The sequence below is a fragment of the Chlamydiifrater volucris genome (assembly GCF_902806995.1).
Lineage (GTDB): Bacteria > Chlamydiota > Chlamydiia > Chlamydiales > Chlamydiaceae > Chlamydiifrater > Chlamydiifrater volucris.
The window spans coordinates 824,028-849,413 of the sequence record NZ_LR777654.1 but is presented as its reverse complement, the minus strand read 5'-3'; the positions used below and the strand labels follow the sequence as shown (position 1 = coordinate 849,413).

Sequence of the window (25,386 nt, the reverse complement as noted above, 5' to 3'; positions counted from 1 at the left end):
TACCTAATGTTGGGTTAAATCTTTTAATTATTTTCCTTCTTATTTTCGTCTGTTTCGGTGGATACAACAGGTTTTGCAACTTTAACTCGAGCCACGCGTACGGGTCGATCTCCTACTTTGTATCCTTTTGAAAACTCTTCTAGGATGGTTCCTTCAGGATGCTCGTTAGTTTCTTCTGTTTCTACAGCTTCGTGGAGGAAGGGATCAAATTTCTGACCTAAGGAGGAGTATTCTGTAATGCCTTTGTCCGTAAATACTAATTTCAGTTGATCCAGAATCATCTGAAATCCTGTAGCCCAATTTCGCACTTCATCAGAAGCTCCTTGTTGAGCAAAAGTGAGGGCTTTTTCCATATTTTCAATAGGGCCTAAGAATTCGATGATAGCATTTTCTACAGCATAGCGTGTGAGTTCTTGGCGTTCTTTTTGCATACGCTTTCTAGAATTTTCAGCTTCAGCCAAGGCCATTAGATACTTTGTATTTTTTTCTTCTACTTCTGTTTTTAACTGCTCTACCTCTTTGCGTAGAGAAGAGAGCTCGTCGTCTTCTTTGGATAGATCAGATTCTTGTACAGTCTCGCTCATGACATCTCCTTTGAGGGTAAAAGTTTGATCGGGGTTCGCTGAGTAAGGACATTAATGTCTCTTTCCGGCGTAGTTCTTGATTCTTTAGGTTTTCGGAAGGAAAGTTTAAACTTATAAAAACTTTTAGTTAGTCCGTCCTGTAATTTGTTTGAAAATAGCTTAAGGGTGCCAAGTACTTCCCTGTAGGGGATATTAGAAGGCCCTAGGATTCCTAGGGCTCCCAGAGGGGTTCGATTGATGCAGTAAGGCAAGGCTATAATGCTACACCCTGAATAGGGAGTTTTCAGTAGTTCGGTCAGCTCTTCTCCGATAAGGATTGTAGGCTCATTCTTAGACATGCAGGTATTGATAATAACGTGCATGTCTTTCCGGTTTTCAAAAAGAGCCAAGCCGGAGGCTAAAAGCTCGGGATCAGAAAAAGCTTCGTAGCGAAGAAGTTTAGAAAATCCAGTGAAATATAAATCCTCTTCACTAAAGTTGCAGTAACGAGTGAGATAACGGACAACAACCTCATTATAAATCCTGTACGCTAGTGTCTTTTCATTGGAGGAAAGTTCTACGAGGCAAGATTCCTTTCGTAAGCGGGACTTTAACGATAATTCTATATTTTCTAGGGAGTTTCTTTCATCTGGTGTTGAGAACCACAACACATCAGTGAAAATTTGTCCAAACTCTGAGGACAGAACTACAAGAAATCGAGAATCGTCTATAGTTATTAACTGAATATTTGTAATTACGTCATTTTCAAACCTAGGGGCAGAAAAAAACGTCGGAAGTTGGAGAGCTTCCCCGATTTTTTCAGTAATGTTTTGTAGGTCTCTAATGATGTTGCGACTCTCCTCGGGCAAATCTTCTAGAAGAGATTGCGTTTTTTGTGGGATTGGGTAGGAATCATCGTGCGAAAACAAATTCACGTAAGCCCGAAGAGCCGAGTCCGTAGGGATTCTTCCTCCTGAAACATGGTTTTTCCTGAGAAGATCTCTTTTTTCAAGATCTACAAAATAGTTGCGGATGGTAGCAGTGCTTAGATGGGGAAAACTTTTTTCTTGCAAAGTTTTAGAGCCAACCGGATGGCCTGTAGCTAAGAATAGCTCCACCGTCGCGAATAGCACGGAAAAAAATTTTTCATCCTTTTTGGAGGGTGTTTCAGTGTCCATTTGCTTCCATAAAACCGATAATCTCTCGGGATTATAAAGGAAGGAGGGTTGCAGGTCAATCAAAATTAGCACTCCGGCTTTAGGAGTGCTTATTTTTTGGAGTCACACCTCTGGAAATTAGATTTTCAAAAGTTAAAAGAAATTTTGAGATTTCTACAGAAAGCTTATCTCCTTTTCTAGATTCTAACTCAACAAGGTGATCCGAAAGGAAAGACTTTCCGATGATTATTTTATATGGGATACCAATGAAATCACTATCATTTAACTTGTATCCGAAACGTTCATCCCTATCGTCTAATAGGGGATCATATCCAGCATTGCGTAAAGTAGCGTACAATGTTTCAGCGGCCGTGATAATTTCAGGAGCTTTCCCTGCAGGAATGATAGTGGCACAAAAAGGCGCTAAGCAAGTAGGCCAAACAATACCTTTATCATCAGACAACTGCTCAATACAGGAGGCTAAGGTTCTGCCAACGCCAATACCATACGTTCCCATCCAACATAAACAAGAATTGCTCTGTTCATCTTGGAAGGAAACATTAAAAGCTTGAGTATATTTTGTGCCCAAGTTGAATATGTGAGCCACTTCAATTCCCCTCATCATTCTATAGGGAACCGTAGGGTTTTGCGGACAAATATCGCCTTCCTCAGCCAAAAGGAAGTCATCGAAAGTGGGTTTTGATAGATCTCGTTCCCAATTCATGTTTACGTAGTGAAAGTCCTTGCGATTTCCTGCGCAGATAAAATTAGTCATAGGTTCTGCTGAAAGATCCGCAAAAAATTCTATCGGACAGTTTAACGGACCTATAAAACCTTTAGTGGTTTTAAGTGCGGAGAGCTCTTCTTCAGAGGCTGGGATAGCTTCGTTAGCCAGGAATTTGGAACAAACTTTAGCTGCGTTTATTTGTCTATCTCCGCGTATTCCTATAGCGACCATTCGTGCTCCGTCCGAATAGACAAGCTTGAACACCAAAGTCTTCAAGATTTTTTGTGGTGGGATGTCAAAGAACTTTTGCAGCTCTTCGATGGAACAAACATCAGGAGTATAACATTGTTCCATAGGCAGTAAAGTTTTATCATAAGAGAAGGCAGGGGGAATAGCTTTTGCTGTTTCCACATTGGCGGCATATTCTTCACTTACGCAAATGGTATCTTCGCCCAAGGCACACAGCACTTGAAACTCTTCTGATTTTCCTTTACCAATTTTTCCTCCATCAGCTTCGACGATTACATATTGAAGCCCTAGGCGGTCAAAAATATTACAATAAGCTTGTCTTAACAATTGGTATTGCTCTTCCATCTGCTCAGGGGAATTAGAAAAGGTATAGCTATCCTCCATAAGGAGCTCTTTAGAGCGCATTAAGCCAAACCTGGGGCGAATTTCGTCGCGAAATTTTGGAGCGATTTGGTATAGGTGGATGGGTAATTGTCTTTTAGAGGTAATTTTTTCTGCGACTAAAGAAGAAATAACTTCTTCGTGAGTAGGAGCTATGCAAAAATCTCGATTTTCTCTGTCTTTGAGAGTATACAATAACCCCTCACTAGAGAAAGCTTGCCAACGTTCTGTTTTTTCCCAGAATTCCGCAGGCTGCAAGATGGGCAAACATACTTCTTGACCGCCAATTTTATCAAGCTCTTCCCTTATTATCTCAGTAAAATTCTTAACCACTCGTTGCATAAGAGGGCCGTAGGAAAAGATGCCCTTAGAGATTTTACGGATGTAATCAGCTTTCTCCAAAAGTTCATTAGAGATGACCTGAGAATCCTTGTTAGCGTTTTTTGACGTCTTATAGAATAGAAGGGAGCTCCTCATATATTTAGTGTCCAAATGGTCTGTTTAAAAAGTTCTATCAAGAGGGGCTAGCTGATTAGAATTTTAGAGAGAAGCCGTTTTAGCCATGTTGTCTCAAGCTGTAGACTGCTTTAGGGCAGAGCGATCTGGCAGTCCCTCGTTATAAGCTAGCACTCCAGACCGAGGGATTTTAATGGATATTCTTTTGGATTTGCAAAGGAAAAATATCAATAGGTTCTCTAAACAATTTTCTAATGATTGATCGAAGTGTGGAGGTGTATTTCGAGCTGAGTAATTCAATTGGGATTAATTGTTTTTTTTCATGTTCTTTTGTATGTTTGTCGTGGTCAAACGATGGATCTGTAGGATTTGGTTTTATGAAGAAGAGGTTTGTGAAAGCAGTAGCTTTGTGCTTGTTATCTGTGACGATTTTGACTTCTTTTGGTTGTTGTTGCTCACGTCTCGTGGAAAGGGGGGCACCGTCTTTTCAAAAGAATTGGTTTAAAGAACCATTAAGAAGTATTTTGGCTCAATTGGGAGCGGTAGATCTTGAATCTAAGGAAGATATTAAAGAAGCTTTGCGTATTTGGAGGTTAGAGGAAGTTGAGCGAAGAGAAGGAAAGATCAAGGAGCATGTCTGCTTAAGCGATGTTCACGCGTTTTATAACGATCTTTCTATGCTATACATGACACAGGTTGTTCCTGCATATTCAGCGACGTATGATACGGCTGTAATTTTGGGGGGAACTCTACCTTCTATAAGGCAGCGTTTGGATTTTTTAGTTCGGGAGTGGAATCGTGGAGTCCGTTTTAGGAAAATAGTTTTTTTGTGTGGAGAAAGACCTCTTTATAGGAACATTGAAGAAAGAGAGCAGTTTTTTGATGTACGCCATAATCCCTTCCCTGTCGAGTCTAGTTGGGATGAGAGGGTAGGTGATATGCCCAAGAGTGAGGAAGGTGTGGCAAGATTTGTCTGGTCTCAGATGAAATTGCCAAAGATTTGGAGGGATACGTCCAAAATGTCTGTGGTTTTCATTTGTGCAAAACCTACCGGTGATCGGACTAGAGCCACTAGAGAAGACACTCTGAAATTATTCCGTTCTTATGAAGGGTTTTCAAAGACATTGTTCGTAAGTAGCCAACCTTTTATTTCTTTGGATGCTATGAGAGTAAGGAAATACTTTGCTAAGGAGCCGGGAATTGTTGCTGGTCCTGGCTTTAGTGAATCTGTTTTGAAGCAGAGCTGGGCTGCAAGGTTGTGTTTACATACTTTGTCCATCTGGTACGATGAGACTGATGGAAAATTGGTTAGAGTTCTCGATTGATCATGGATGGATGTGTTATCGAGGTCAAAGTGACGCCTGGAGCAAAGAGAGAAGGTGTCGGGCCTTTTTTGGACGGGGTTTTGCGGGTCAGAGTGTCCGCTGCCCCAGAGAAGGGGAAGGCTAACTATGCTGTGATTTCGCTTATAGCAGACTTCTTCGGTCTTCCCAAAAGGGAAGTTGTCATCCTTTCGGGAGAGACGTCTAGAAAAAAGAAGATCCTCCTACCCCCCTCGGTAAGGGACAGACTAGCTTCCTTGTCAGAGAAATAACGGCAGTGTTTTCTCGACTCTGATGGTTCTCGTTTGTATAAAAAGCTAAGAGTTATTAGTAGGCTCGACTTTTCCCTTATCTTCGTTTTTAGTAATAGATTTTTTCTCTCTAAAGTCTTTAAAGATTATAGACCGAGCTTTCCTCTCCGCTCGTTGGATCTTTATTCCTAGGGATCTAACGATCTCCTCGTTAAAGGTAGTATTTCGAGGAGTTGGATCGGAAAGAATAGTTTTGAATGCTTGGGTATTTGAACTATTGACGATGCTGTTGAGAAGAAGAGCCCCTTGTCTGCCAGATCTCCTGTAATCTACGGCAAGCGCTGCATAAGCGCCTTTGGGCAAAAGGGAAGGATCATCTGTAATGACGGGAACTTTCTCTTTAAGAATCTCTGGAAGGATCTTATCTGTTTGCTTAGAGATATGAGTATTCAGAGGGAGAAAGATGGCAGAAGGTTTCTTCTCTAAAGTCTGTTGGAGTTTTGTGGTTAGGTTTGAAGGAGAGAAGCCTTGGTCAACGACTTGGATACCGAACTGCTGAAGTTTTCTTGATATTTTGGATTGAAAATTTGAAGGAAAAGGATCTGTAGTGTCCCGGAAACAAATGACTGCTTTATCAGAGGAACAGACCGTCTGTATGACGTAACAGAGCTGCTCTATGTCCATGTTTTCTTCAACATGGAAAGCTTTCGTGCTTTTGTATAAGCGCAACGAACTGCTCTCGGGGACCCCTGCATACACAATAGGCTTCTCATCTTCTATTTGGGACATGACCTTGGTGGAGAGAGAACCAATGGTAAATATCCCCTTGATAGTCGGATCTCTATGGAATTTTCTGGCAATCCTTCTGGCTTCTGACAAATTATTCTCAGCATTTTCTATGACTACGGGAAAAGCGCCTTTGAGAGTGCGCAACGTCTCCTGGAAGCTACTCAAACAATCCTCGATTTTGGGATGAGAGAAGGAAAGAAAGATTCCGACTCTAGGTTGCTGCGGAGGGGCAGCTTTTACCTGACCAGATAGCAAGACGCAGATGCCAGAGACGGCAAAGGAGAGTATACAGAAAATTTTACCAATAGGAAAACGAAAATTCATAGAGCACCTGAGGGAACGAAAATTTCTCGAGAAGCAAACCGTTGACAAGCCAACTCCACTTCAGAACGGTCTCCAAAAGAAGAAAATCTAACGAATCCCTCTCCTTCCGAGCCAAACCCAACGCCTGGAGTTACGGCCACACCGTACTCTTCCAAAAAGAAATCAAAAGGGTCTACCGAGGCGAGTTCCTTGGGAAGTTTTACCCACAGGTAAGGGGAGTGATCCCCTCCAAAAACGGAGAAGCCCACAGAGAGTAACGCATCTTTTAGCAAATTAGCATTGGTTTTATAGTATTGTAGAGCCGCATTGTTTTGCGGGGAATAAGCTTCTAAAGCTTTTATTCCAGCTTCTTGGATAACAGAAGAAGCTCCATTAAACAAAGTCGATACTACACGCCTCCAGTGATGCTGGACAAAAGCGCCATCAGAGTATTGAAGCTGGGAAGGGACTACGCTCCATCCTAATCGTAACCCTGTAAATCCAAACGTTTTAGAAAAAGATCCAAACTCGATGGCACATTTTTCTGCGCCAGGGATCTCAAATATTGACTTGGGTAAACTTTCGTCTGCAATAAACAAAGAGTACGCCGTATCAAAAACGATAAGCACCTCATTTTCTAAGGCATAGTTGACGATGGAGGTCAGTTGCTTTCTGTTTAAAACTGTTCCTGTAGGGTTATTTGGGGAGCAAAGAAACAAAACATCGGGAATTCTAGACAAGGAACGAATGTCTGGGAAAAAATCATTCTCCTCTCTACAAGGTACCGAAATAACTTCCGCTGCCCCTCCGATGATGGAGACATCCCTATAGGCTGGGTAAACAGGGTCTTGTAGAGCAACAATCCTGCCTGGGCCCAGAAGAGACTGTAACCGGCCCAAATCGCATTTTATTCCATCAGATATGAAAATATCATCTGGGGAAATGGTACTTCGGTAAAAGGTCTTTGCTACTTTGGAGCGTAAAGTAGCGGACCCATTTTCAGGCCCGTATCCTAAATAACCGTTTTTAGACGACTGTTTGTAAGCGACCGAAGCCAAGTGTTCCGATAATTCTTTTTCTATGGGATAAGTCGTATTGCCTAGGGAGAGGTCTACAACGGTCCGAGCAGGATTGTTGTTTTTGAACATACACAGCTTCTCAGAGATCTCTTTAAAGAGGTAGCTAGGCTTCAGTTTCTTGAAATAAGGGTTAGAGAGCATAGTGTCGTCCGGGATTACAAATTGAGAGATTGTACATCTTAAGCATCAAAAGAATTTTTGTGAGGATTTTTTCTTAAAAATTTTCTCTATCTGCATAGGGGTATCCAGCATTTTGATGTACAAGAAAAAATGTTCAAGAAGTGATGGAGTTTTACCGATCACGACTAACTGCTTTCGTTTTATTTTAACTGAAGTTTTGTAGCAATATGTTCGTATGAGTGGAGGGTTTTACTTTTGTTGATGATCTCTGGTAATGGAAATAAAAGGCTCAAAGATAGTATCGTAGAGCCGGTATGCTATGAAAGTGGCAGGGCCGAATTTTCGCTCAGGGGAGATTTCTTAATTTTTTTAGTATTGGACAGAGACTGATAAGGAATTGATAAATAAATCCATTCTATCTATTAACTTTTATATCATGAAGCGGTTACCTTTTTATTGTATTTTAGCATTGGGATTATGCTCGTTTTCTAGGGGCGTCGCTGGTTTTTGCCAGGAGAAGTCTTTTTTGACGGACTCTTTCGCTGAAGCGTTAGAAAGTGAATGTTTTGAGCGTAAGGAATGTCCAGAATGTAGGTTGGATAACGTTGAAATCGTTCGTACAGATCAGATTCCTGAAAGGTTAGAGTTATGTCCTAACGATCGATACGTAACAGGTTACGTTCAGGCTCTTTTAGACATGCACTACGTTGATTGTAGAGTGCGGACAGTAGTTCTTTCCGGGAAGGCGTATTTGTTTTCCTTACCTAATGATGATTGTCTGGCGACGGACATCGTATGCTTTGTTCAGGATATTCCCTGTATTAATTCTGTAGAGGCTGTTTCTTGTCATTACGAAGATTTTTTGAGAGAAAACTGCCCAGTTTCTGTTGAAGGCAAGATTGTCGACATAACTCTCTTAGAGAATAGTAACAAAAATCCGTTGCCAGCTTGTAGAAGTGTTCGCTCGCCTATACTTTTTGGTAAAGAAGGTGTTTGGTTGCCTCAAAATACCGTTCTTTTCCAGCCTTTAGTTGCTGATCCTAGGCAGGTGACAACCTCTGCTAGCATCCGCTTTGACGACAAGGTTATCGGAAGTCGAGTGGGCTCTGCTGTTTTTGGTGGAGACATCATTTTACTTCGACTTTTCGATGTAGGATGTTTGCGGGGAGACCTGGATCTTGGTATTCAGTGTGGGGTGTTTTCCGTCTTTGACTTAGAACATCCAGATGCGTGCATGGTGAATTCTGACTTTTTCGTTGGATTGCTTTTTGGTTATGCTTTCGACAAGTGGAGTTGCAGGTTGCGTATGTGGCATCTATCTTCTCACCTTGGTGATGAGTTTTTATTGACACACCCGAATTTCCCTCGGTTTAATTTAAGTGATGAAGGTATAGACTTTTTCCTTTCCTATACACACAATCATGCTTTGCGTTTGTACGGTGGGGTTGGGTACATTGTTAATAGGGATTTAACATTTCCTGAGAAGCCATTGTATTTTGAGTGTGGATCAGAAATTCGTCCCTTTGGATTAAGGGATAGGGAGAACAACTTATATGCGCAGCCCATTATGGCTATGCATTTCCGTTTCTGGGAGGAGCAAGATTTTGGTTTAGATCAGACCTATGTAGTCGGGATGGAGTGGTCAAGGTTTCGAGATGTTGGCCGTAAAATTCGTGCTTTGTTAGAGTACCACGAAGGATTTTCTAAGGAAGGCCAGTTCATTCGAGAACCATCTCGATATTATGGGTTTCGCTTAATGTACGGTCTATAGGAGAAGTCCTTATGTTTTGACCTGCTTTTGACGGATTAGTTCCTCTTTTCTAGGCGAGGTTTTTCTATTTGACAGAGACAAATCCTTTCTGATGAGCAGGATAGTTTGGACCTATAGGTAGGACCCCTTGGAAAAATTTTTCGTACACCTCCAAAGCTTGTTGGGCTGTTTGCACACAGAATAGGCAGTTGCTAATCCATTCAGAACCTTTGATAGTTCCAGATTCTAAATTGACCGAGTATATTGAGGAGAGTTTTTGCTCCCAGTATTCAGGAACCCCAAACAGGATCACGGGGGAAGGAAGTTTACGTCCCGTCTTTAGGCTAACGACTTCTAGAGCCATTTCAAAGTCTGTTCCTACGCCTCCAGTAAGGAAGATAGGGAAATCTAGGTGGAAATGGTCTTGTCTCTCTATCAGTTCTCCCAAACGATAAGTCATTTTGGCATCAATAAAAGTATTTGCCGGCTGTACTCCCGCTGCGTTTCCTGGTTTTTCAAAATCCATGACGTTAGCGCAAGAGAGGATATTTAGAGTGCGTGCTACTCGGTTGCCAGATTCCATAGCTCCAGGTCCTCCCCCCGTGACCATAGCTAATGGACGGGTTTTGGATAGCAGGGGGTGAAGGGTGTTTTTTCTCATCTTTAGTAAAGAGTTCATGAGAGAAGTTATTTCAGATTCAAAATCACCCACAATCATATTGGACCCATAAATGCCGAAGAAGACAGCATCTAAAAATTCTTGTTCCCTTTCTGGAGGCAAGAACATACCGGCTTCTTTGCCTCTTCGTTTTACGTATTTGAGGATGGTATTGGTCGTTTCATCAACCCAGAAAACAGAAATTCCAAAGGTATAAAGGTCCAGGAGCATGGCGCGATCTCTATCGGAAAAATATTCCCCTTGTGATTGAGAAGGCTTGCGGAAATAAATTTGTTTGAGCTGATGACGTACGTAGTAGGACAGAAGCATGCCTTTAAGAAGTGTAGATGGGAAATACTCAGTAATTAGCACTCCTTGACTAGTAATTTTCCCTGATTCTATAGCTTGCAGAAATGGATAACAGGGTTGATCTTTCAAGTATTCTTCGGCTGTAGACAGCGGCATGTCTTTTAAGAATTTGGGAGATTGGGAATCTTGTTTCCCCAAGATCCAATCTGAAGAATCTATGGATTCTAAGTCACTTCCTTTACATATGAAGATAGCCTTGCGTTGCCTACGATCTTCAGAGTCAGGATAGGTGTTAAAAATGGAAATTAAATTATCAAAATTCTCTAACTTTTTTTGTAAGGTGTCTCTGTAGCAAAAGAAGGAATGCTCCTTAGAGGGCTCTATTGTAAAGAATTCTAAGGGAACTTTCTCGATAATCTCATCGGATTGACCATAGAACTCGTATATATCGCCAGAAGCTGTTGTATCGGGTTGTAGAATGTTTGCTGTTGTGTGATAGAACCCTTTAGGCAGCAGTTCTTGGACAACTCGAGCAAACATTGTTCGAATGTGTAGGGGATGAGTTTTTACAAGTAAGATATTGCCTGGTTGCACTTTCGCTTCAGCAAGGACATGTGTTTGGTAAAGAGATAAGAATTGTCTTGTAGGAATGTTATCCTTAGTAAGAGCCTTTGCTAAGAAAGGCAGGAAGCCGTAAATAGTTTGCTCATAGGTGGCGACACCAGGAATGAGGGGAATAAAAGCAACAAGCCTTCCATCGATAATTTGCCAGTCAGGTTCTTCGTGAACATGTGTTGTTCCAAGGCGCAGCAGAGGTAGGCCATTACGATCCTTTTTGTGCAAAATTCTTTTCAAATAGTCTTCAGTTCGGACTAATCTTCGATTGTCAGCAGCGAACAACTTAGCGACGAATGTGCCTGGTTGTAAGAGGGATAGTGTGGCTGATGCTATGGGGCCATAGGCCGTCAGCAGAAGAGATACTTCAGCTGTTTTTTTATTTTTATCTAAAGTTAGTTCTTCTACAGAAGCTTCGACTCCCAGCTGAGCTAAGCAGCTTTTGAGATTTATTGATAAAGACTCTTTAGGTAATAAGTATCCAAGAAAGTTGTCAGGGATATTTTCAATACGCATATGACTGCTATACGTATTTTCTTTTAAAAATTTTGGTGGAGAGACAAGGAATCCATCAGGAGATACAGCGTCATTCCCTGAGTAGAGAAATTTTGTCATGGTTGTATCTGATAGGGGTTGATTACGTTATTTTCTCTAGTTCTATAACGGATTTTGGGTTGAAAAATCAAAGGGATCGTTTTCCAGTTGAGAATTAATCTGACTCCTATAAAATCGGAGGATTCTACTCTGGAGGTCTTTCATGCAAATTTTGAGGAGCGTGGGAGTTCATGATGGCTCTTTCCATGCTGATGAGGTTGCAGCTTGTGCGCTGCTGATTATTTTTGGTCTTGTTGACGAAGATAAGATTGTGCGCACTAGAGATCCTGAGAAGTTGTCCTCTTGTGAGTACGTTTGTGATGTTGGAGGAGTATACTCTCCCGAGCAGAAACGTTTTGATCATCACCAATCTTCTTATTCTGGGGCATGGAGTAGTGCAGGAATGGTTCTTGATTATCTTCGATTGATAGGAAAGCTCGTTAGCGAGGAATACGATTTCCTCAATAACCAGCTAATACATGGTATCGACGAACAAGATAATGGGAGATGTTTTTCTCCGGAGGGGTTCTGTTCTTTTTCCGACATTATTAAAATTTATTCTCCTCAAGAAGAGGCTGACAATAACGAGCATTTTGAAGAAGCTTTCAAGAAAGCATTGTCCTTTACCAAGGACTTGATTTTGTGTCTGAGAGCAAAATTTTTATATAATCAGAAGTGCCGTCAAGAGGTCTCTGCAGCCATGGCAAAAGGTGGTTTATACATGGAGTTTGAAAAGCCCATAGCTTGGTTAGATAATTTCTTTGCACTGGGAGGTGAACATCACCCGGCGGTTTTTCTTGTGTTTCCTTCATCAGGTCAGTGGATATTGAGAGGGATACCCCCTTCCTTAGACCGCCGCATGGAAGTGAGAGTCCCTTTGCCTGATGCTTGGGCAGGACTACTAGGGGATCAATTGCGTGAAATTAGTGGTATTGATGGTGGGGTTTTTTGTCACAAAGGGTTGTTTCTTTCTGTGTGGAGAGACAGAGAGAGTTGTTTAAAAGCATTGGATGTTACATTGCGTTATCGAGGGGTTAAAGAGAATTTATGACGACAATTTTTGGAGAAATAATTGCAGGGAAAGTGCCCTGCGATAAAGTTTTTGAAAACGAGCGTTTTATAGTCATTCATGATAAATTTCCCAAAGCTCCTGTTCATTTGCTAATTATTCCAAAGAAATGTGTGGAGCGGTTCCATGACCTTTCTAAGGAGGATCTTTCCTTATTATCAGAGGCTGGAGCTATAGCCCAACAAATGGCAGAGAAATTCAATATTGCTGATGGTTACCGCCTCGTGATAAATAATGGGAAAGAGGGCGGTCAGTGCGTATTTCATCTTCACATTCATCTTTTAGGCGGAAAGTCTTTGGGACATTCTTTTTCTTGAACAAGATATTGTTCTTTACTTGCTACTTTGCTACATCCTTCGCTTTTCCTCGGGAAGGTCTTGCATCTGAATTGAATTTCTCTTTGGAGGATTCCATTTCTAGGAGATTGATGGTAAACTCTTTTTCCGATGTGGAATCATTTTCCAGACAATTTCTGATTGGCAATCATTCCCCAAAAGTTGCTGAACTGTATTTGAAGTCATTAGCTGCCCAAGGGAATTTTAGTGCATGGAGTGAAGAGTATTTTCGTTTGAGTCTTGTATACCCTGAACTACGAGAATCTAGAGATGTTCTGGAACATTTCTGTAGTGAGGTTTTGAAAAGAGGATTTAAAGATTCCTCTTACACCGTGCGTTGCCTATCTTTGTTGGCATCCGGAATGGCTGGCGACTTTCGTTTAGTTCCTTGTATTCTAGAGGCTTTGGATGATGATAATTATTATGTGCGTGGGCTAGCTGTTCAGGTCGCCTCACATTATCCAACAGATGTTGTCCGAAAAGAAATAGCTAGGATTGCTTTTAGTGATCGGTCTTCTTTTGTTCGTTCGCTGGCATATCATTCTTGCGCTGAACTTGGGATGAGGGAAATCTTGCCTAAGTTGTTTTCTGTAGCTTCAAACCGTCTTTTAGTTGCTAGTGAACGTAGGGAGGCTGTCAAGGCTATTGCAGGATTGGTAGAGGCAGAAGAGTTTCAACGATGCATTTCTGAAAGTTCTTTAAGTGATATAGAAATGGCTCTTTTTGTTTGTGAGTTTTCTCTAAACCACGACGTTGATGATATCTTTGCAGTTTTTAGGGACTATTTGAATCATAGCTGTTTGGACGTAAAGAAAGCCGTTTTGTCGGTAGCTGTTAGGAAGGGGAAGAATACTTTATCTAAGGAGAAGGATTTTCTTTCTCGTGTTCGAGAACTTGTTAAAGAAGGTTTTTCTAAGGAAATAGTTTACGCGGGTGCTGCCGTCTTATTTTTCGTCGATGACCCTCTCGGAGAGGAAATTTTGTCTCAGGGTTTATGCTCAGCATCTTCTCGTGATTGTGAGCTAGCTTCTGAAGCTTTAGCAAGTTTGGGAGTCTATGGTAAGAATCTTGCTAAGGCGCATTTGTCAAGTGTTTGCTCTAGGAAATCTATTGTTGATTTGGCAACCATCCTTTTGGTTAACAGGGAGTCTGTGGAAGATGCTGGGAATGCGATACTATCTTTTTTACAGTCTTCGGAGAGGCAAGTGTCTTCGTCTACAAGGAATTTACTTTGCCTAGGAGAGGAGAAATCTTTTCATTGTCCAGATTCTTTTAACCAATCTTCCCTGCAGGAAACACGGGATCTAGAATTAGGATTGCGCCTGGTGCGCCTTGTCATTCTTTCTGGGTATTCTAAAAGTCGAGAAGTTCTACAATCTTTTGCTTCGGAAAGAAGACTTTTTCAAGGAGGTCATTTTCTCGGAATGTTTATTGAGGATGGGGCAGAAGAGGAAACGGAGCTTTTTCTAGCGAAGATGGTAGAAGATAAGAATTTTTCTATGCAATTAGAAGCTGCTTTATTGCAGTTAAGATTATATGGTACCGCTCATGTTCTTCAGAAAGTCACGACTATGTATACGAACTGTTCTTGGCATGAAAAGTTAGAAATCATTGAATCCATCGCTGTTTCCAGGAACCGTTCGGCAATTCCCTTTCTCGTCATTGGATGTCAGGAATCTTTGCCGACTCTTCGTGTAGCTTGCGCAGGGGCCATCTTTTATTTACTTAAGTAGGTTAGGGCTTCTTTTAAAGAAGCCCTTTTGACAAATGTTATTTTTTTTCTTCTTTATAAATGTTAGATAAGCTTTCAATCATAGATTTGATAAGTAAGCTTCTATTTTCTTTTGAAGCTTCTTCTTGAAAGTATTCCTCTATATTATTTTTTAATTCTTCGACTAATTCTATGGCATAAGAAATAAATTGTTTTACCCCATAGGAAAGCATTCTTTTTGTAAAAGAATCTAAAGGTATAGTTTCATTATTGTTTTTTTCCATAATAGATCAAAAGTTGTAAAATTTTATTTTAGTTAAACGTTTAATAAATTAAATATTTTTTATCAAAAGATAATTAATCGTTAGAATTTGTTTTTAAAGATCGAGTTTTTATTTTTCTTAAATTTGCGCGGGCGTCCCTCTTTTCAGAGGGACTGCGGTAATGGAATAAGAAAAGAGAAAGTTTTATCGGTTGAAGAGTTTTTTGTAGGGGTCATTGATTTCTGGTAAAGGATCGATTTCTTTGAGAGAGTCTATAAGAGCTAGGATGAGGAATCGTTTGGGAGAGTCGACCATGTGTTCGCCAGAGTGTTTGAGAGTTTTAACCAAGAAGGAGAGGAGATATTGGGAACAAAGTAGGACATATTGTGCAAAAAATACTTTGTATATTTTTTTTAACATAGGTTCTCCTTAATTATGCTAATAAGCATTTTGTGTTATTTAGTTTTTTGGTTTTAAAACCTTAAATTATCAAATAATTTAATTTATGTTTTTTGAATAGATTTTAATTGCAATATTGCATCTTTTTTAAGGAAAGAGTGAGTTTGGAAAACTCCTCTAGTGTGATTTGTTGTTGAGAATCTGAAAGAGCTCTCTCAGGGTGAGGATGCACTTCTATCATAATGCCATCTATTCCCAGGGATAATGCTGCTTGAGCAAGGGGAAGTACCCATCTTCGATGCCCTGCAGCATGAGACGGGTCTATAATCACGGGAAGGCAGGAAATTTCCTTAGCGATAAGTGCTGTTCCGAAGTCCAATGTGTAACGCATAGAGGTTTCAAATGTTCGAATACCTCTCTCACAAAGGATAACTGGTCCACTATTGTTTTCCTTCAGGATGTACTCAGCAGCAAGGAGCCATTCTTTGAGCGTAGAACTGGCACCACGTTTCAAGATCACTGGTCTACCTGTTTTTCCTACTTCCTCAAGGAGCGAAAAGTTTTGCATATTGCGCATACCAACACGGAGTATGTCCACATGTTCCGCACATAACTCGGTAAGTCTCGGGCAAGTAACTTCCGTTTCTGTAAGTAATCCGTGGACAGCCTGAGCTTTTTTATGCCACAGGAGGGCTTCTTTTCCTCGCCCTTGGAAGCTATAGGGGCTAGTTCGAGGTTTATACGCTGATCCTCGAAAAATCTTTGCTCCAGCAGCTTTGACTGCTAGAGCGATCTCTAAAGTTTGCTCATAACTCTCCAGTGCGCAAGGACCCGCGATAATGACAGGATCCGAACCATCAAAGCAGACGGACGGAGACAGCGCCGTAACACTAGAATTTCTCCTGGGGTTGCTAACGGCACGGATACATTCTTTCTGCAGAGAAGCTAGATCTGGAAAAGCCTCTAAAAGCTCTTCGGAGGAACTTTCTTTCATAAACTGTGGTTAATTAGCTGGAGAGATCATAGAAAAAAAAGTTATTTTCGGAAATAGATGAGAAAGGGTTTATAACTTTTTATCAGTATTGGAAGCTTTTGTCTCTTCGGATTCCTCTTTTTCTATAGGTAGAAGACAGCAATAGTGATTGGAGAGTCGAAGCAAGCGTACGGAGGCTTCCTCTTCTGCGGCGTACAAAGATACAAAGCCCTGTGTTTCAGTTAACAGCGACACCTGGTCTGCTAGGTCTAAAGAGAAATTGTAAGGGCTGATAGCTTCGTTGGTTCCTAAAAATTGACAAATGGCGAAAGAGGAGATTTCTCGGGACAAAGAAGCTACATGCTCAGTCTCGGCTTGCGTAATGGAGTGACGGAAGGCACGGTCCAACTCATCAAGGGGCATACTGAGAAGTAAATCTTCCAGCAATTTTTTATACAATGGGTTTTGAATGAATACTTTCTGGAAATATATTGCCTCAGCTAGTCGTTTTTTAGACAAATTATTTCGAACAGCCCGAGAAGGGAGAGAGAGTTGTAGTGCAGAGTGATCCGCGTTGCAGAGTCTTTTGCAGATGCCAAGGAACACCATGGCATTCTGGTCTTCATCTACTACACCTGGGTGGTTAAGTAAAAAAGCATAAAGTAGAGAACTTTCATTGATGTCTTGCAGTACGTTATCTCGAATTTGGACGTCACCTTCTTTTAGAGATAAGACCTTTAGGCTATCCTTGTACAGTTCTAATTTGTTTCGGTGTTCACTATTCAGTGAAAGGATTAAGCGTGTAGCCATTTGGTTTGCTTCAGCGAGAACCGACCAGCAAGATTGCAAAAGTTCTTTGCATCCTAGTGAGTAAACGAACTCGGGGTGAGAGAAAGCTGCTCGTAGAATGGTTGCTTCGTCTGAATCTATTCTTAGAAGGGAAAAGAGAATTTCATCGTTGGAAGAATATCTTTGTGTCAAGCACAACTGGAAGGAGGCTTTAGTTAGGGTTGCTTTGAAATCTTTTTCGTCGAGAAGCTCAGCAGCCGTGGAATTGTAAAGGTAAGAAAAGGTATTTAACAGAGCTGCACTTCGATATGATTTTAAAACTTTTTCTGCTCTTTGGGGAGAGTTTATCAGAAAAAGAAAGTCTATGACCAAAGGGTCTAGGTTTTTTATGTTTAAAGTTTTTAATAGGGAGGAAAAATCTTCTTTTAGTTCTTGCTCTGCTTCTATGGAGGTGGGGGAGGAGGAGAGTAAATATTCTTCTGTCAGTAATTCTTGTTGCTGAATTTGGATCATTTCTCTGTTAGCTTCGTAGAGAGATTGGAAATTACTATTGAGAAGGGCGACAAAATTTTGAATGATTTTTCGCGAATACTCGGAGTGAGAGATAGAAGTGCTTATTGTCGTTAAAAGTGCATTTGTAGCTCGCAAAGCAAAATCTTTACGGAAGAGGGAATGAAGTAAACGATCCTTTACTTCGTAAAACTTGTGTTCTATCGAATCCTGAAGAAATAGTAATTCTTTAAGGGATTGCTTGGATTTTCCATAAGTTTTTATATGTGAATGTATTTGCGTGAGGAAAGCCTCTATTTTTGGGTCAAATGAAGATGCCGGGAGGGTTTCCAGGTGCAGGTAGAGCCTCGAGAAGTCAGAAAGATAGGGGGTGTTCTGCTTTAGTTGTCGGTATGCTGCTGAAGCAGGGACGTTAACAAAGAGGCTTGGCCACTTAGTTTTGATCTGGGTTTCGAGTGTTTTATCGAGGATGATGTTGAGAGCTTTCCCTAGAGCTCTGGCCAATGGGGCAACTTCCTTATGTGTGGATAGGGCGATTTTTTTAAAGAATCTGCACATTAAAAAGAGTTCATCACAAGGGTCCATTGTAGAAGTGTTTAAGAGCATATCTGGGGAGTAGAAAAGGCTTTGAATACTAGAGCTACAGGGAGAGAATTCTGAAAGCGTTGTCAAAGCTTGTTGTAGATAGGAAGGATCATCATTAAGTTGTGTTAGGATTAATTGCTTGGCATCGGCCTCCGTCATAGTCGACTTTCTTTTCTGGGCAGCAGAAAAGTAAGAAAGCTCGCGGAGATACTCAATAACATCTGTCATTGGAGCAGAAAGAAAAATTTGGTCGAACAAGAACGAAAGTTTTCGTTTTCGGAAACATAATTTTAAAATAGCAACTACTCGTCGTGTCAAGATGGCGTTTCTTTCCGAAGAGGTTGCAAAAGGCAAAGACTCCAATCTACATATTTCTTTTCGGAGGGCTTTAGGATTTTCGGGGTTACTTATCAAAGAAACGAACCAACCTATAGCAAAAGATCTATAGAAGCAAGTACCGTCTCCGGATACATTGATCAAGAAGTACCTGTTGTCTAGGTAGCAGATTTGATCAACGATTTTTGGGAACAGCCATTCTTCTCCTGGATTTTCAGGGTCCGCAAGGAATCTGTCGATAAGACCCACATCGAGGAAGGATTTCATGAGATATACAGGGTAGCTGTTTACAAAATGGGGATTATCCTTAGGTCCGAACACTGTGTCCAGAAAAGGGCGGGCAGCTCTGGGAATTTCATTATTCTCCTGTTTTTTGTACAGATCGAGTAACGAGTCATGAAGCTTCCATGCGCTGGGCCTTACAATTGCTGGTATAGGAAGAGGAAGTGCTGGTTCGTAAGTGGGCCTTGGCTGGGAGGGAGGTATAGGGACGGATTGTGAGGGGATTTTTGGAAAGAATTTGGGGAGTTTTAATGGGTCTATTATTTGCGGCGAGGGGAGGGGGAAAGGAGTTTCTGGTGGGGTCACGATTTCACGTTTGCAAAAGCAATCAATAATGAGAAAGACTCCTAAGGTAATTATATGGAACAATACTGTTAATACGAATATAGCAATTTTTTTCCAAAGAGGTCTTGCTGAAGGGTCTTCCTTTTGGGAGCTTTCTGTCAAAGAAAGTGGGGGAGGTATTTGGGAGGGAGGGAAGGACGGACGGCTGAGGATATGAGACTGCATAGTGACTTCCTTAATTTTTTGCCACCAAATAGATTGGCGTAATATGAGCTGCCCAGGACCCTCTGAGCAAGGCAGATTTCTAGTGACTAATCTTTTCGATTAGAAAATCTTGATCCCACACTTCTGGAAAGGCCATGCTTGGAGAGTTTCGTAAAGGAACAGGAAGGGATTGTAAGGGATCTCCAAGAATACTTCTATATATTTTTGTGATCGTTTGGGAATGGCATTTCTTATTTATATGCAATGGTTTACAAGGTTTTCGCGTCAAAAATTTTGTTTTCATTGCAGCATCAGTTATTGTTCTATTCTATCCATCTTTTTTGTGTTATTTTATCAAAGTTGTTTCTCGAATAAAATTGTCCTTTGGATTATGGTTTTCCCCGTTTGGGGTGCTCTTCTTCCTTATGGGGGTTTGTAGATATGAAAAAATATTGGCTTTTTTATTTCTTATCTTTTCTTACTCTGTCGGCGTGTTCTCTTAGCGGATATAATAGGGGAAGAGGAGGGGTTGATAGAGAACGAGTTCTTATTGTAGGAACCAATGCTACTTACCCTCCTTATGAATCTGTCGATGAGCAGGGGCGTGTTGTAGGTTTTGACATTGACGTGGCGACTGAGCTTGGGGCTAGGCTCGGTAAGAGTGTTGAAGTGCGAGAGCTTGCCTTTGATGCATTGATTTTAAGTTTGAAACGTGGGCGCATAGATCTTATTGTCTCAGGAATGTCTGTGACCCCTTCTCGGTTGAAGGAGATTTATATGGTTCCTTACCAAGGAGAGGAAATAGAGGAGCTATTCCTTATATCCAAGCAGCCGTTGGGTAAGGATCCAGGGAAGTTTTCTCAATATTCCTCTGTGGCCGTGCAGTCTGGGACTTTTCAGGAAGAGTATTTGCTCTCTCTTAGAGGAGTCCATGTGCGGTCATTTGACAGCGTAGCGGAGTTAGTCATGGAGGTGCGCTATGGAAAGTCTCCAGTGGCTGTTCTAGAACCCTCTATCGGGAAAGTCACTGTAGAGGAATTTCCTGAGTTTTCTCATTGCCTGGTTCCTTTGCCCGAAGATCAAAAGATCTTTGGCTATGGGATAGGAGTATCTAAATCTCGAGGAGATCTTCACAAAGAGGTAATCGATCACGTTCGGGAAATGAAAGCGGACGGGACAATGCGTCGGCTTGAGAGGAAGTGGAATCTTCGAAAAGACTAAGCTATGATTAGCGTGGGCGCTTTTCGTCCGTTGTGTTTGGATCGCACAGATTTTTGTCGAGAGACGACTCTTGAGGAATCTGAGGGCCACTACGTGCGAGCTAGGAACCTATTCTTCGTAGGGGTGGTGTTCTCTTTCGTTAGTCTGTCGTTGCAGCTTATAGGAGCTGCAAGTTGGTCCGTGGGGATTCTAGTCGCCGGGGTGGTGGCTTTTGTCGTCTTTGGTTTGGCCTACCTGTACAGCTTTTGGCTCATTCTTGGCAGGGAATGGAGTATTGCTCGTGTAAGCTCTTCGTTTGGGGAAGTTAGTTATGCGGAGTTCAAGTTAGGTTGGAAGCGTGAGTTGTCTCTTGCCATTTCTAAGGGTTTTCTTTCCTCTCAGTTGGCGGTATTTTCTTCCAGAGGCGATCTGCGTTCGGGAACGACTTTGAGGAATATCGTCGATTCAGCGACTCCAGCATCGACTTTGAGCAAATTACTAAGCTCTTGCGTTCCTTTGCCTCATCTTATCCAAGCTCTTTCCGATCATTGGGCAAGTATGTCTGAAGGAGAAATTTTAGTTCTTAATCGGAAGGATGCTCATGGAGCAGAAAAGTTGTTAGAGCATCTTTGTCATGAAGGGATTACTAAACCTGCGCTACTAAAAGTGGCCTTAAACTGTAATCCTTTTCACGCAAGTTCATTATTATTTCGATATGCAGAATTTGGTACTCTAGTGCCCAGAGGTAGGGGGTTTTATTATTCAAAAGATTCTGTTCCAGCTAAGGAGAAGTGGAATTTATTTCTGGAAGTCTTGCAAAAGGAAGATTACATTTTCTCTAGTAGGGATCCATTATCTTACTGCTGGAATCCCTCCTTTATTAGTAAATTTTTACGCCTTTATGGAGAATTTGTTCTTCGTAATTTGGAAAATGAAGAATCTGTGGCAGAAGATATAGATGAAGAGCAAAAGGCTCGCGAGAGGTCTTCTAGGCAAGTATGTATTGAAGAGGGTATTCGTCAGATAGAGAAGAAATACAGGGATGCAAGTCCCTGCGTGTATTTTGTGAAAAAATTAATAGGTCATTCTTTTGCAGAGGGCGCGCATATTTATGCTTCTTGCCAAAAGAAACTAGAGGAGATCTGCCTGTTACTAGAAGTTTTTCGTAAGCGATTATTATTTTCCCATTCTCAAGAATCTGCCCTTGAGGGCCCTTGCTGGGAAGTAGAGCAGCTAATACATCTTCTGGAATCGCCTATTTTGGATCCTCTATCGCTTAATAAGTTTGTCCGCAATCTATCCCTTGATAAGTTTTTGATACTGGCTGTTAACATCAGTCGTCTAATTCAAAATTTTGAGAGCCGGTATGAGGGGTTGGAAGAGGCAGACGAAGCAACTTCATGCAAGGTAAGACCCACAAGTGGCCCGGAGTCTATTCTTCGTGACGGAGATTCTATAATTTTGATTAAATCTCTAAATGTTTTGTCTATGATTCTGTCGCATAAGTTCCTGGTAGAAAGGGGGTATCGTTTTTGTTCTGATGTGTGTACTGTTGACGAATATTTATCGGTTACGAGGTATCTTGCTTGTTGTCAGGCATCGGAATTTACCGTGGATCTGCTAATAAAATCATCAGGAGTTCCTTGGAAGTTATGGCGTGCTACATTCGAAAATTACGAAAGTATGTCTTTGAGTGATAATGTGGCAGAGTATATTAGGAAAAAAATTCTTTAGAAAAGTTTTTATTTGATTTACCCTGTCAAGCGTCTTTTTGGGATGTCCATGCAAGGCATTTTCTGGAGGTCTAAGGTTGGGAGTGTGTCTGAAGGTTTGTAAATATAAAACTATATTTTGCTCTGAATAAAAGGACGTTTTTCTTTAGTTTATATTTGTTTCCTTTTCTGTTATTCTTATCTAAATTCTTTTATTTTAACTGGTAGTTTAGTCTGCGTATGTATGGGATAAACCCCTGTAAGCCAGGTTCAAACAAGCTGGATTGTGGGAACTACTTCTTCTACTGTAGCCAGTGCGATAGTGTTGTTAAGACCAAAGAAGTTACGTTGATGGTCTGTGATTCGCTTTCGGCAGAGCCGAAGTACAAGGTGTCTGTGCTGCGCTGCCTCAGACATGAATTGGATGGTTTTCAGTTCGGAGATGACATTACTACTCTGCATGCTCTGGTTCATAATTCCGATAGAGGGGAATTTTTGTACCGTCAGCTTATAGACCGTTACTATGGGGTACGTATCCTGGATCTTTCTACCACTTGCCTGAGTGTCTTAGGTGCTTTAATGGCATCGGCGGGTCTTCTTCTGTCTTGCGTATTTACGTCACTCGTTGTGGGTTTGCCTGCATGGTTTGTTGGGCTCATTATTGGCGGAGTCGGGGTATTTTTCTTACTGGTAAGTTTAATCACAAGTTCTATATCTAGTCGCAAAGTAACGGCCTGGAGGCAGTTGGCAGATGAGTATATATCACTTTGCTCATTGAGGAAGGTGTGTGACGATTCCCAATACCACATGGTTAACCACTACCCCCCAGTATGCTCGCCTCGGGTTTCTGCTGAGGTTAGAGGAGCGCGTAAAGTTCGTATCGATAGGTCTGATTTGTCTTTGGGATTATCTGTCCCTGTTCCAGGTTTTATGTTGTCAGAGTTTAATCGGCTATTGAATTCTTCACCTGGAGAGGAAACGCAAGCTAGCAATATTCCTGAAGGAAATAGTGGGACGGAAGCCACCTAACGAAATCTCCATAGTTGGGTTTTAAATAAGGTTTGTTATAGTCTTTCAGGTGTCTAAGGAATGAGTTGTGGGGACGAGATCTTTGAAGGAGAGTAGCAAGGGGAGTTTTGTTTTTCTTGGAACAGGGAACCCCGAGGGTATACCTGTCCCTTTCTGTTCTTGCCCGGCTTGCAAAGGAGCTGTTCATCGCTTGCGCTCCTCAGTGCTTGTTATTCACAAGGGGGCCCACTTTCTTATAGACACGGGTCCTGATGTGCGCCAACAGCTGTTACGATATGCTGTTCCAGATGTTGATGGGATATTTCTGACGCATGCCCATTATGATCACGTGGGAGGTATCGACGAGATGCGCTCGAAATTGATTGTTTTTGGGGATACGGTACCCGTTGTAGCCTCCCGAGATACCCTCGATGTTTTAAAGGAGACTAGGAAACATTTTTTCCAAGAAGGAGCTTCCCTAGCGGCCTCGCTGTCGTTCACCGCTTTAGAGGAAGCCACTGGTAGAGGCAAGATGGGAGAGTTGCCGTTCTCTTATTGTTCGTATTTTCAGAATGAAATGCGGGTGACAGGGTTTCGGTTCGGCAACTTGGCGTACCTTACCGATATGCAGTGTTACGAGGAGAGTGTTTTTTCTTTCTTAGAAGGAGTTGATACTTTGGTCCTCTCTGCTATATATCGGGAATTGCCTAATGTTATGCGAACGAGGAAGCGTTCGCACCTTACCGTGGAGGAAGCTGTAGATTTTTTTGTGAAATCTGGGGCCAATAGGTTGGTAATAAGTCATATAGGACATGTTTTGCAAAGGGAGCTTGGTCAATATCAAGATTTGCCTGGGGTAGAATTTGCTAAGGAAGGGCAAGAACTAAGGTTTACCGTCGATGAGTGAAGAGGCTTTTTCAGAACGTTTAGTGGATTTTTCTGGTGTTACATTACCTCGTCCTGAGCAGGACCCTTCACAAGCACTACTAATATCTTGTTACGAAGATCGCAAAGAAGAAAAACTTGCCAAAGATCACGTGTTGGAATTAGCAGAGTTGGCGAGATCGTGCGGTATCACTACGATAGAGACTCGTACTTTTCATCTACGTACGCTAGCTCCGTCATCATATCTTAGTGAAGGGAAAGCCAAAGAAGTCGAAGAGGTGCTTCGTTTATTCCCGAGCATTGGTGTGATTATTTTTGATGATGAAATTACGGCTTCTCAGCAAAGGAATTTAGAGAAGCGCTTTGGAACCTTGGTTATGGATCGCACTGAGGTCATTTTAGATATTTTTTCTCAAAGAGCGATAACTGCGGAAGCAGGGATTCAAGTGGAATTAGCTAAAGCCAAATACTTGTTGCCGCGTTTGAAGCGTATGTGGGGGCATCTATCTCGGCAAAAATCTGGGGGCGGAGGAGGATACGTTAAAGGAGAAGGTGAGAAGCAAATAGAGTTAGATAAGCGCATGATCAAGGAGAAGATCCATAGATTGTCATCGCGCTTGAAGGAATCCATAAAGCATCGAGAAATGCAGCGTAAGGCTAAGGAACGTAGTGGGATACCTTCATTTGCCTTGATAGGGTATACGAATGCAGGAAAGAGTTCATTATTCAATGCTTTGACAGATGCAGGAACTTATGCTGAAGACAAGCTATTTGCTACGCTGGATCCCAAGACAAAGAGATGTTTGCTTCCAAATAAATTACCTGTACTTATCACAGATACTGTAGGTTTTGTTCGTAAGCTACCACATACTTTGGTCGCAGCATTTCGCAGTACCTTAGAGTCTGCCCTCAGAGATAGGTTTCTTATTCATGTTGTGGATGTTTCTCATCCTTCTGCTGAAGAGCATATAGCAACAACAACGGCTCTATTGAAAGAATTGAAGATTACTGATCCAAAGATTATCACCGTTCTGAATAAAACAGATTTGTGTACGGACAATAAGATGCTCAGCAAGCTTCGTTTGTTCTGCCCGCTTCCCATACTTGTCTCTTGTGTTAATGGAACGGGCATTTCTAGTTTGCTACAAACTATGGAAGATTTAGTAGTTGCAGACTACAAAGAAACAGCATTAGTCATTCCTTGTAAGGAATACCATAGAGTTGCAGAGTTATTGGAAGCTGGGCTGGTAATTTCTAAGCGTTTTGATGAGGACAATGTGCGTCTTCGGGCGTTCTTGCCTCCCAGTTTAGAAAAAAAGTTTTTACAGTATACTCCTTCGTCTCATTCCGATTAGTTCTCTTGTACAAGTTTTTTATTGTTGCCTTTTGTGTCTCGTGAAAAAATTCTTTTATTCGTGAAAAAAGATTTTTTTCTTTTATCTTTCATACTCTGAAAAGTCTTTATATCTTAGAATAGTTTCCTTCGGATTTCCCGTGGGTCATGGTTTTTACATTGT

At 41.5% G+C, this 25,386-nt stretch carries 21 protein-coding genes; 11 read left to right on the top strand and 10 right to left on the bottom strand.

Annotated features, from left to right (window positions below):
• Positions 1–23: 23 nt before the first annotated feature.
• The 3 genes from KJA62_RS03470 to KJA62_RS03460 form a co-directional block, all read right to left on the bottom strand.
• The gene (locus KJA62_RS03470; protein ID WP_213318633.1) at positions 24–584 is read right to left on the bottom strand and encodes a nucleotide exchange factor GrpE; all 561 of its coding nucleotides are present in this window, start codon (positions 582–584) and stop codon (positions 24–26) included.
• Positions 581–1,741 carry a heat-inducible transcriptional repressor HrcA gene (gene hrcA, locus KJA62_RS03465; RefSeq protein WP_213318632.1) on the bottom strand — a complete coding sequence of 387 codons (1,161 nt, stop codon included), beginning with the start codon at positions 1,739–1,741 and terminating at the stop codon, positions 581–583. The genes KJA62_RS03470 and hrcA overlap by 4 nt, the downstream gene beginning before the upstream one ends.
• A gap of 79 nt (positions 1,742–1,820) precedes the next feature.
• Entirely contained in the window at positions 1,821–3,554 is a 1,734-nt protein-coding gene (locus tag KJA62_RS03460; RefSeq protein WP_213318631.1) for a proline--tRNA ligase, read from the bottom strand.
• 356 nt (positions 3,555–3,910) lie between these two features.
• Here KJA62_RS03460 and KJA62_RS03455 point away from each other — a divergent pair, with 356 nt between their 5' ends.
• Together KJA62_RS03455 and KJA62_RS03450 are read left to right on the top strand one after the other, a co-directional pair.
• Positions 3,911–4,858, top strand: a complete 948-nt coding sequence (locus KJA62_RS03455; protein ID WP_213318630.1) for a hypothetical protein — start codon at positions 3,911–3,913, stop codon at positions 4,856–4,858.
• Positions 4,858–5,127 carry a DUF167 family protein gene (locus KJA62_RS03450; RefSeq protein ID WP_213318960.1) on the top strand — a complete coding sequence of 90 codons (270 nt, stop codon included), beginning with the start codon at positions 4,858–4,860 and terminating at the stop codon, positions 5,125–5,127. The genes KJA62_RS03455 and KJA62_RS03450 overlap by 1 nt, the downstream gene beginning before the upstream one ends.
• Before the next feature lie 45 nt (positions 5,128–5,172).
• Here KJA62_RS03450 and KJA62_RS03445 read toward each other — a convergent pair whose 3' ends face one another.
• Together KJA62_RS03445 and KJA62_RS03440 are read right to left on the bottom strand one after the other, a co-directional pair.
• Positions 5,173–6,219, bottom strand: a complete 1,047-nt coding sequence (locus tag KJA62_RS03445) for an ABC transporter substrate-binding protein (protein ID WP_213318629.1) — start codon at positions 6,217–6,219, stop codon at positions 5,173–5,175.
• The gene (locus KJA62_RS03440) at positions 6,216–7,418 is read right to left on the bottom strand and encodes an LL-diaminopimelate aminotransferase (protein WP_213318628.1); all 1,203 of its coding nucleotides are present in this window, start codon (positions 7,416–7,418) and stop codon (positions 6,216–6,218) included. The genes KJA62_RS03445 and KJA62_RS03440 overlap by 4 nt, the downstream gene beginning before the upstream one ends.
• Positions 7,419–7,833: 415 nt before the next feature.
• Here KJA62_RS03440 and KJA62_RS03435 point away from each other — a divergent pair, with 415 nt between their 5' ends.
• A complete protein-coding gene (locus KJA62_RS03435; RefSeq protein WP_213318627.1) occupies positions 7,834–9,168 on the top strand; it encodes a DUF1207 domain-containing protein in 1,335 nt (444 codons plus the stop codon).
• Between the two features lie 64 nt (positions 9,169–9,232).
• Here the strand turns inward: KJA62_RS03435 and KJA62_RS03430 are convergent, their stop codons facing one another.
• A complete protein-coding gene (locus KJA62_RS03430) occupies positions 9,233–11,344 on the bottom strand; it encodes an LOG family protein (RefSeq protein ID WP_213318626.1) in 2,112 nt (703 codons plus the stop codon).
• 142 nt (positions 11,345–11,486) lie between these two features.
• Here KJA62_RS03430 and KJA62_RS03425 point away from each other — a divergent pair, with 142 nt between their 5' ends.
• From KJA62_RS03425 to KJA62_RS03415, 3 genes are all read left to right on the top strand, one after another.
• Positions 11,487–12,374, top strand: a complete 888-nt coding sequence (locus KJA62_RS03425) for an MYG1 family protein (RefSeq protein ID WP_213318625.1) — start codon at positions 11,487–11,489, stop codon at positions 12,372–12,374.
• Positions 12,371–12,709 (top strand): histidine triad nucleotide-binding protein, encoded by a 339-nt coding sequence (locus KJA62_RS03420; RefSeq protein WP_213318624.1) that lies wholly within the window; start codon positions 12,371–12,373, stop codon positions 12,707–12,709. Before KJA62_RS03425 ends, KJA62_RS03420 begins: the two co-directional genes overlap by 4 nt.
• 110 nt (positions 12,710–12,819) lie before the next feature.
• Complete coding sequence (locus KJA62_RS03415; RefSeq protein ID WP_213318623.1) at positions 12,820–14,460, top strand: HEAT repeat domain-containing protein; 1,641 nt, start codon at positions 12,820–12,822, stop codon at positions 14,458–14,460.
• Positions 14,461–14,497: 37 nt separating this feature from the next.
• Here KJA62_RS03415 and KJA62_RS03410 read toward each other — a convergent pair whose 3' ends face one another.
• The 4 genes from KJA62_RS03410 to KJA62_RS03395 all read right to left on the bottom strand — a co-directional run bounded on the left by KJA62_RS03410 (position 14,498) and on the right by KJA62_RS03395 (position 19,085).
• The gene (locus KJA62_RS03410; protein WP_213318622.1) at positions 14,498–14,722 is read right to left on the bottom strand and encodes a hypothetical protein; all 225 of its coding nucleotides are present in this window, start codon (positions 14,720–14,722) and stop codon (positions 14,498–14,500) included.
• Between the two features lie 183 nt (positions 14,723–14,905).
• Positions 14,906–15,121 carry a hypothetical protein gene (locus KJA62_RS03405; protein WP_213318621.1) on the bottom strand — a complete coding sequence of 72 codons (216 nt, stop codon included), beginning with the start codon at positions 15,119–15,121 and terminating at the stop codon, positions 14,906–14,908.
• Between the two features lie 103 nt (positions 15,122–15,224).
• On the bottom strand, positions 15,225–16,094 hold the full coding sequence (gene aroF / locus KJA62_RS03400) for a 3-deoxy-7-phosphoheptulonate synthase (RefSeq protein WP_213318620.1): 870 nt from the start codon (positions 16,092–16,094) through the stop codon (positions 15,225–15,227).
• A 69-nt stretch (positions 16,095–16,163) separates the two neighbouring features.
• Positions 16,164–19,085: an OTU domain-containing protein gene (locus KJA62_RS03395; protein ID WP_213318619.1), complete on the bottom strand. Its 2,922-nt coding sequence runs from the start codon at positions 19,083–19,085 to the stop codon at positions 16,164–16,166.
• 420 nt (positions 19,086–19,505) lie between these two features.
• Between KJA62_RS03395 and KJA62_RS03390 the strand changes: the two genes are divergently transcribed.
• The 5 genes from KJA62_RS03390 to hflX all read left to right on the top strand — a co-directional run bounded on the left by KJA62_RS03390 (position 19,506) and on the right by hflX (position 25,224).
• Positions 19,506–20,285, top strand: a complete 780-nt coding sequence (locus tag KJA62_RS03390) for a transporter substrate-binding domain-containing protein (protein ID WP_213318618.1) — start codon at positions 19,506–19,508, stop codon at positions 20,283–20,285.
• Positions 20,286–20,288: 3 nt separating this feature from the next.
• Positions 20,289–21,998 (top strand): hypothetical protein, encoded by a 1,710-nt coding sequence (locus tag KJA62_RS03385; RefSeq protein ID WP_213318617.1) that lies wholly within the window; start codon positions 20,289–20,291, stop codon positions 21,996–21,998.
• A 329-nt stretch (positions 21,999–22,327) separates the two neighbouring features.
• Positions 22,328–23,005 carry a hypothetical protein gene (locus KJA62_RS03380; protein WP_213318616.1) on the top strand — a complete coding sequence of 226 codons (678 nt, stop codon included), beginning with the start codon at positions 22,328–22,330 and terminating at the stop codon, positions 23,003–23,005.
• 67 nt (positions 23,006–23,072) lie between these two features.
• A complete protein-coding gene (locus KJA62_RS03375; protein ID WP_425513830.1) occupies positions 23,073–23,891 on the top strand; it encodes an MBL fold metallo-hydrolase in 819 nt (272 codons plus the stop codon).
• Complete coding sequence (hflX, locus tag KJA62_RS03370) at positions 23,884–25,224, top strand: GTPase HflX (protein WP_213318615.1); 1,341 nt, start codon at positions 23,884–23,886, stop codon at positions 25,222–25,224. Before KJA62_RS03375 ends, hflX begins: the two co-directional genes overlap by 8 nt.
• Positions 25,225–25,386: the final 162 nt, after the last annotated feature.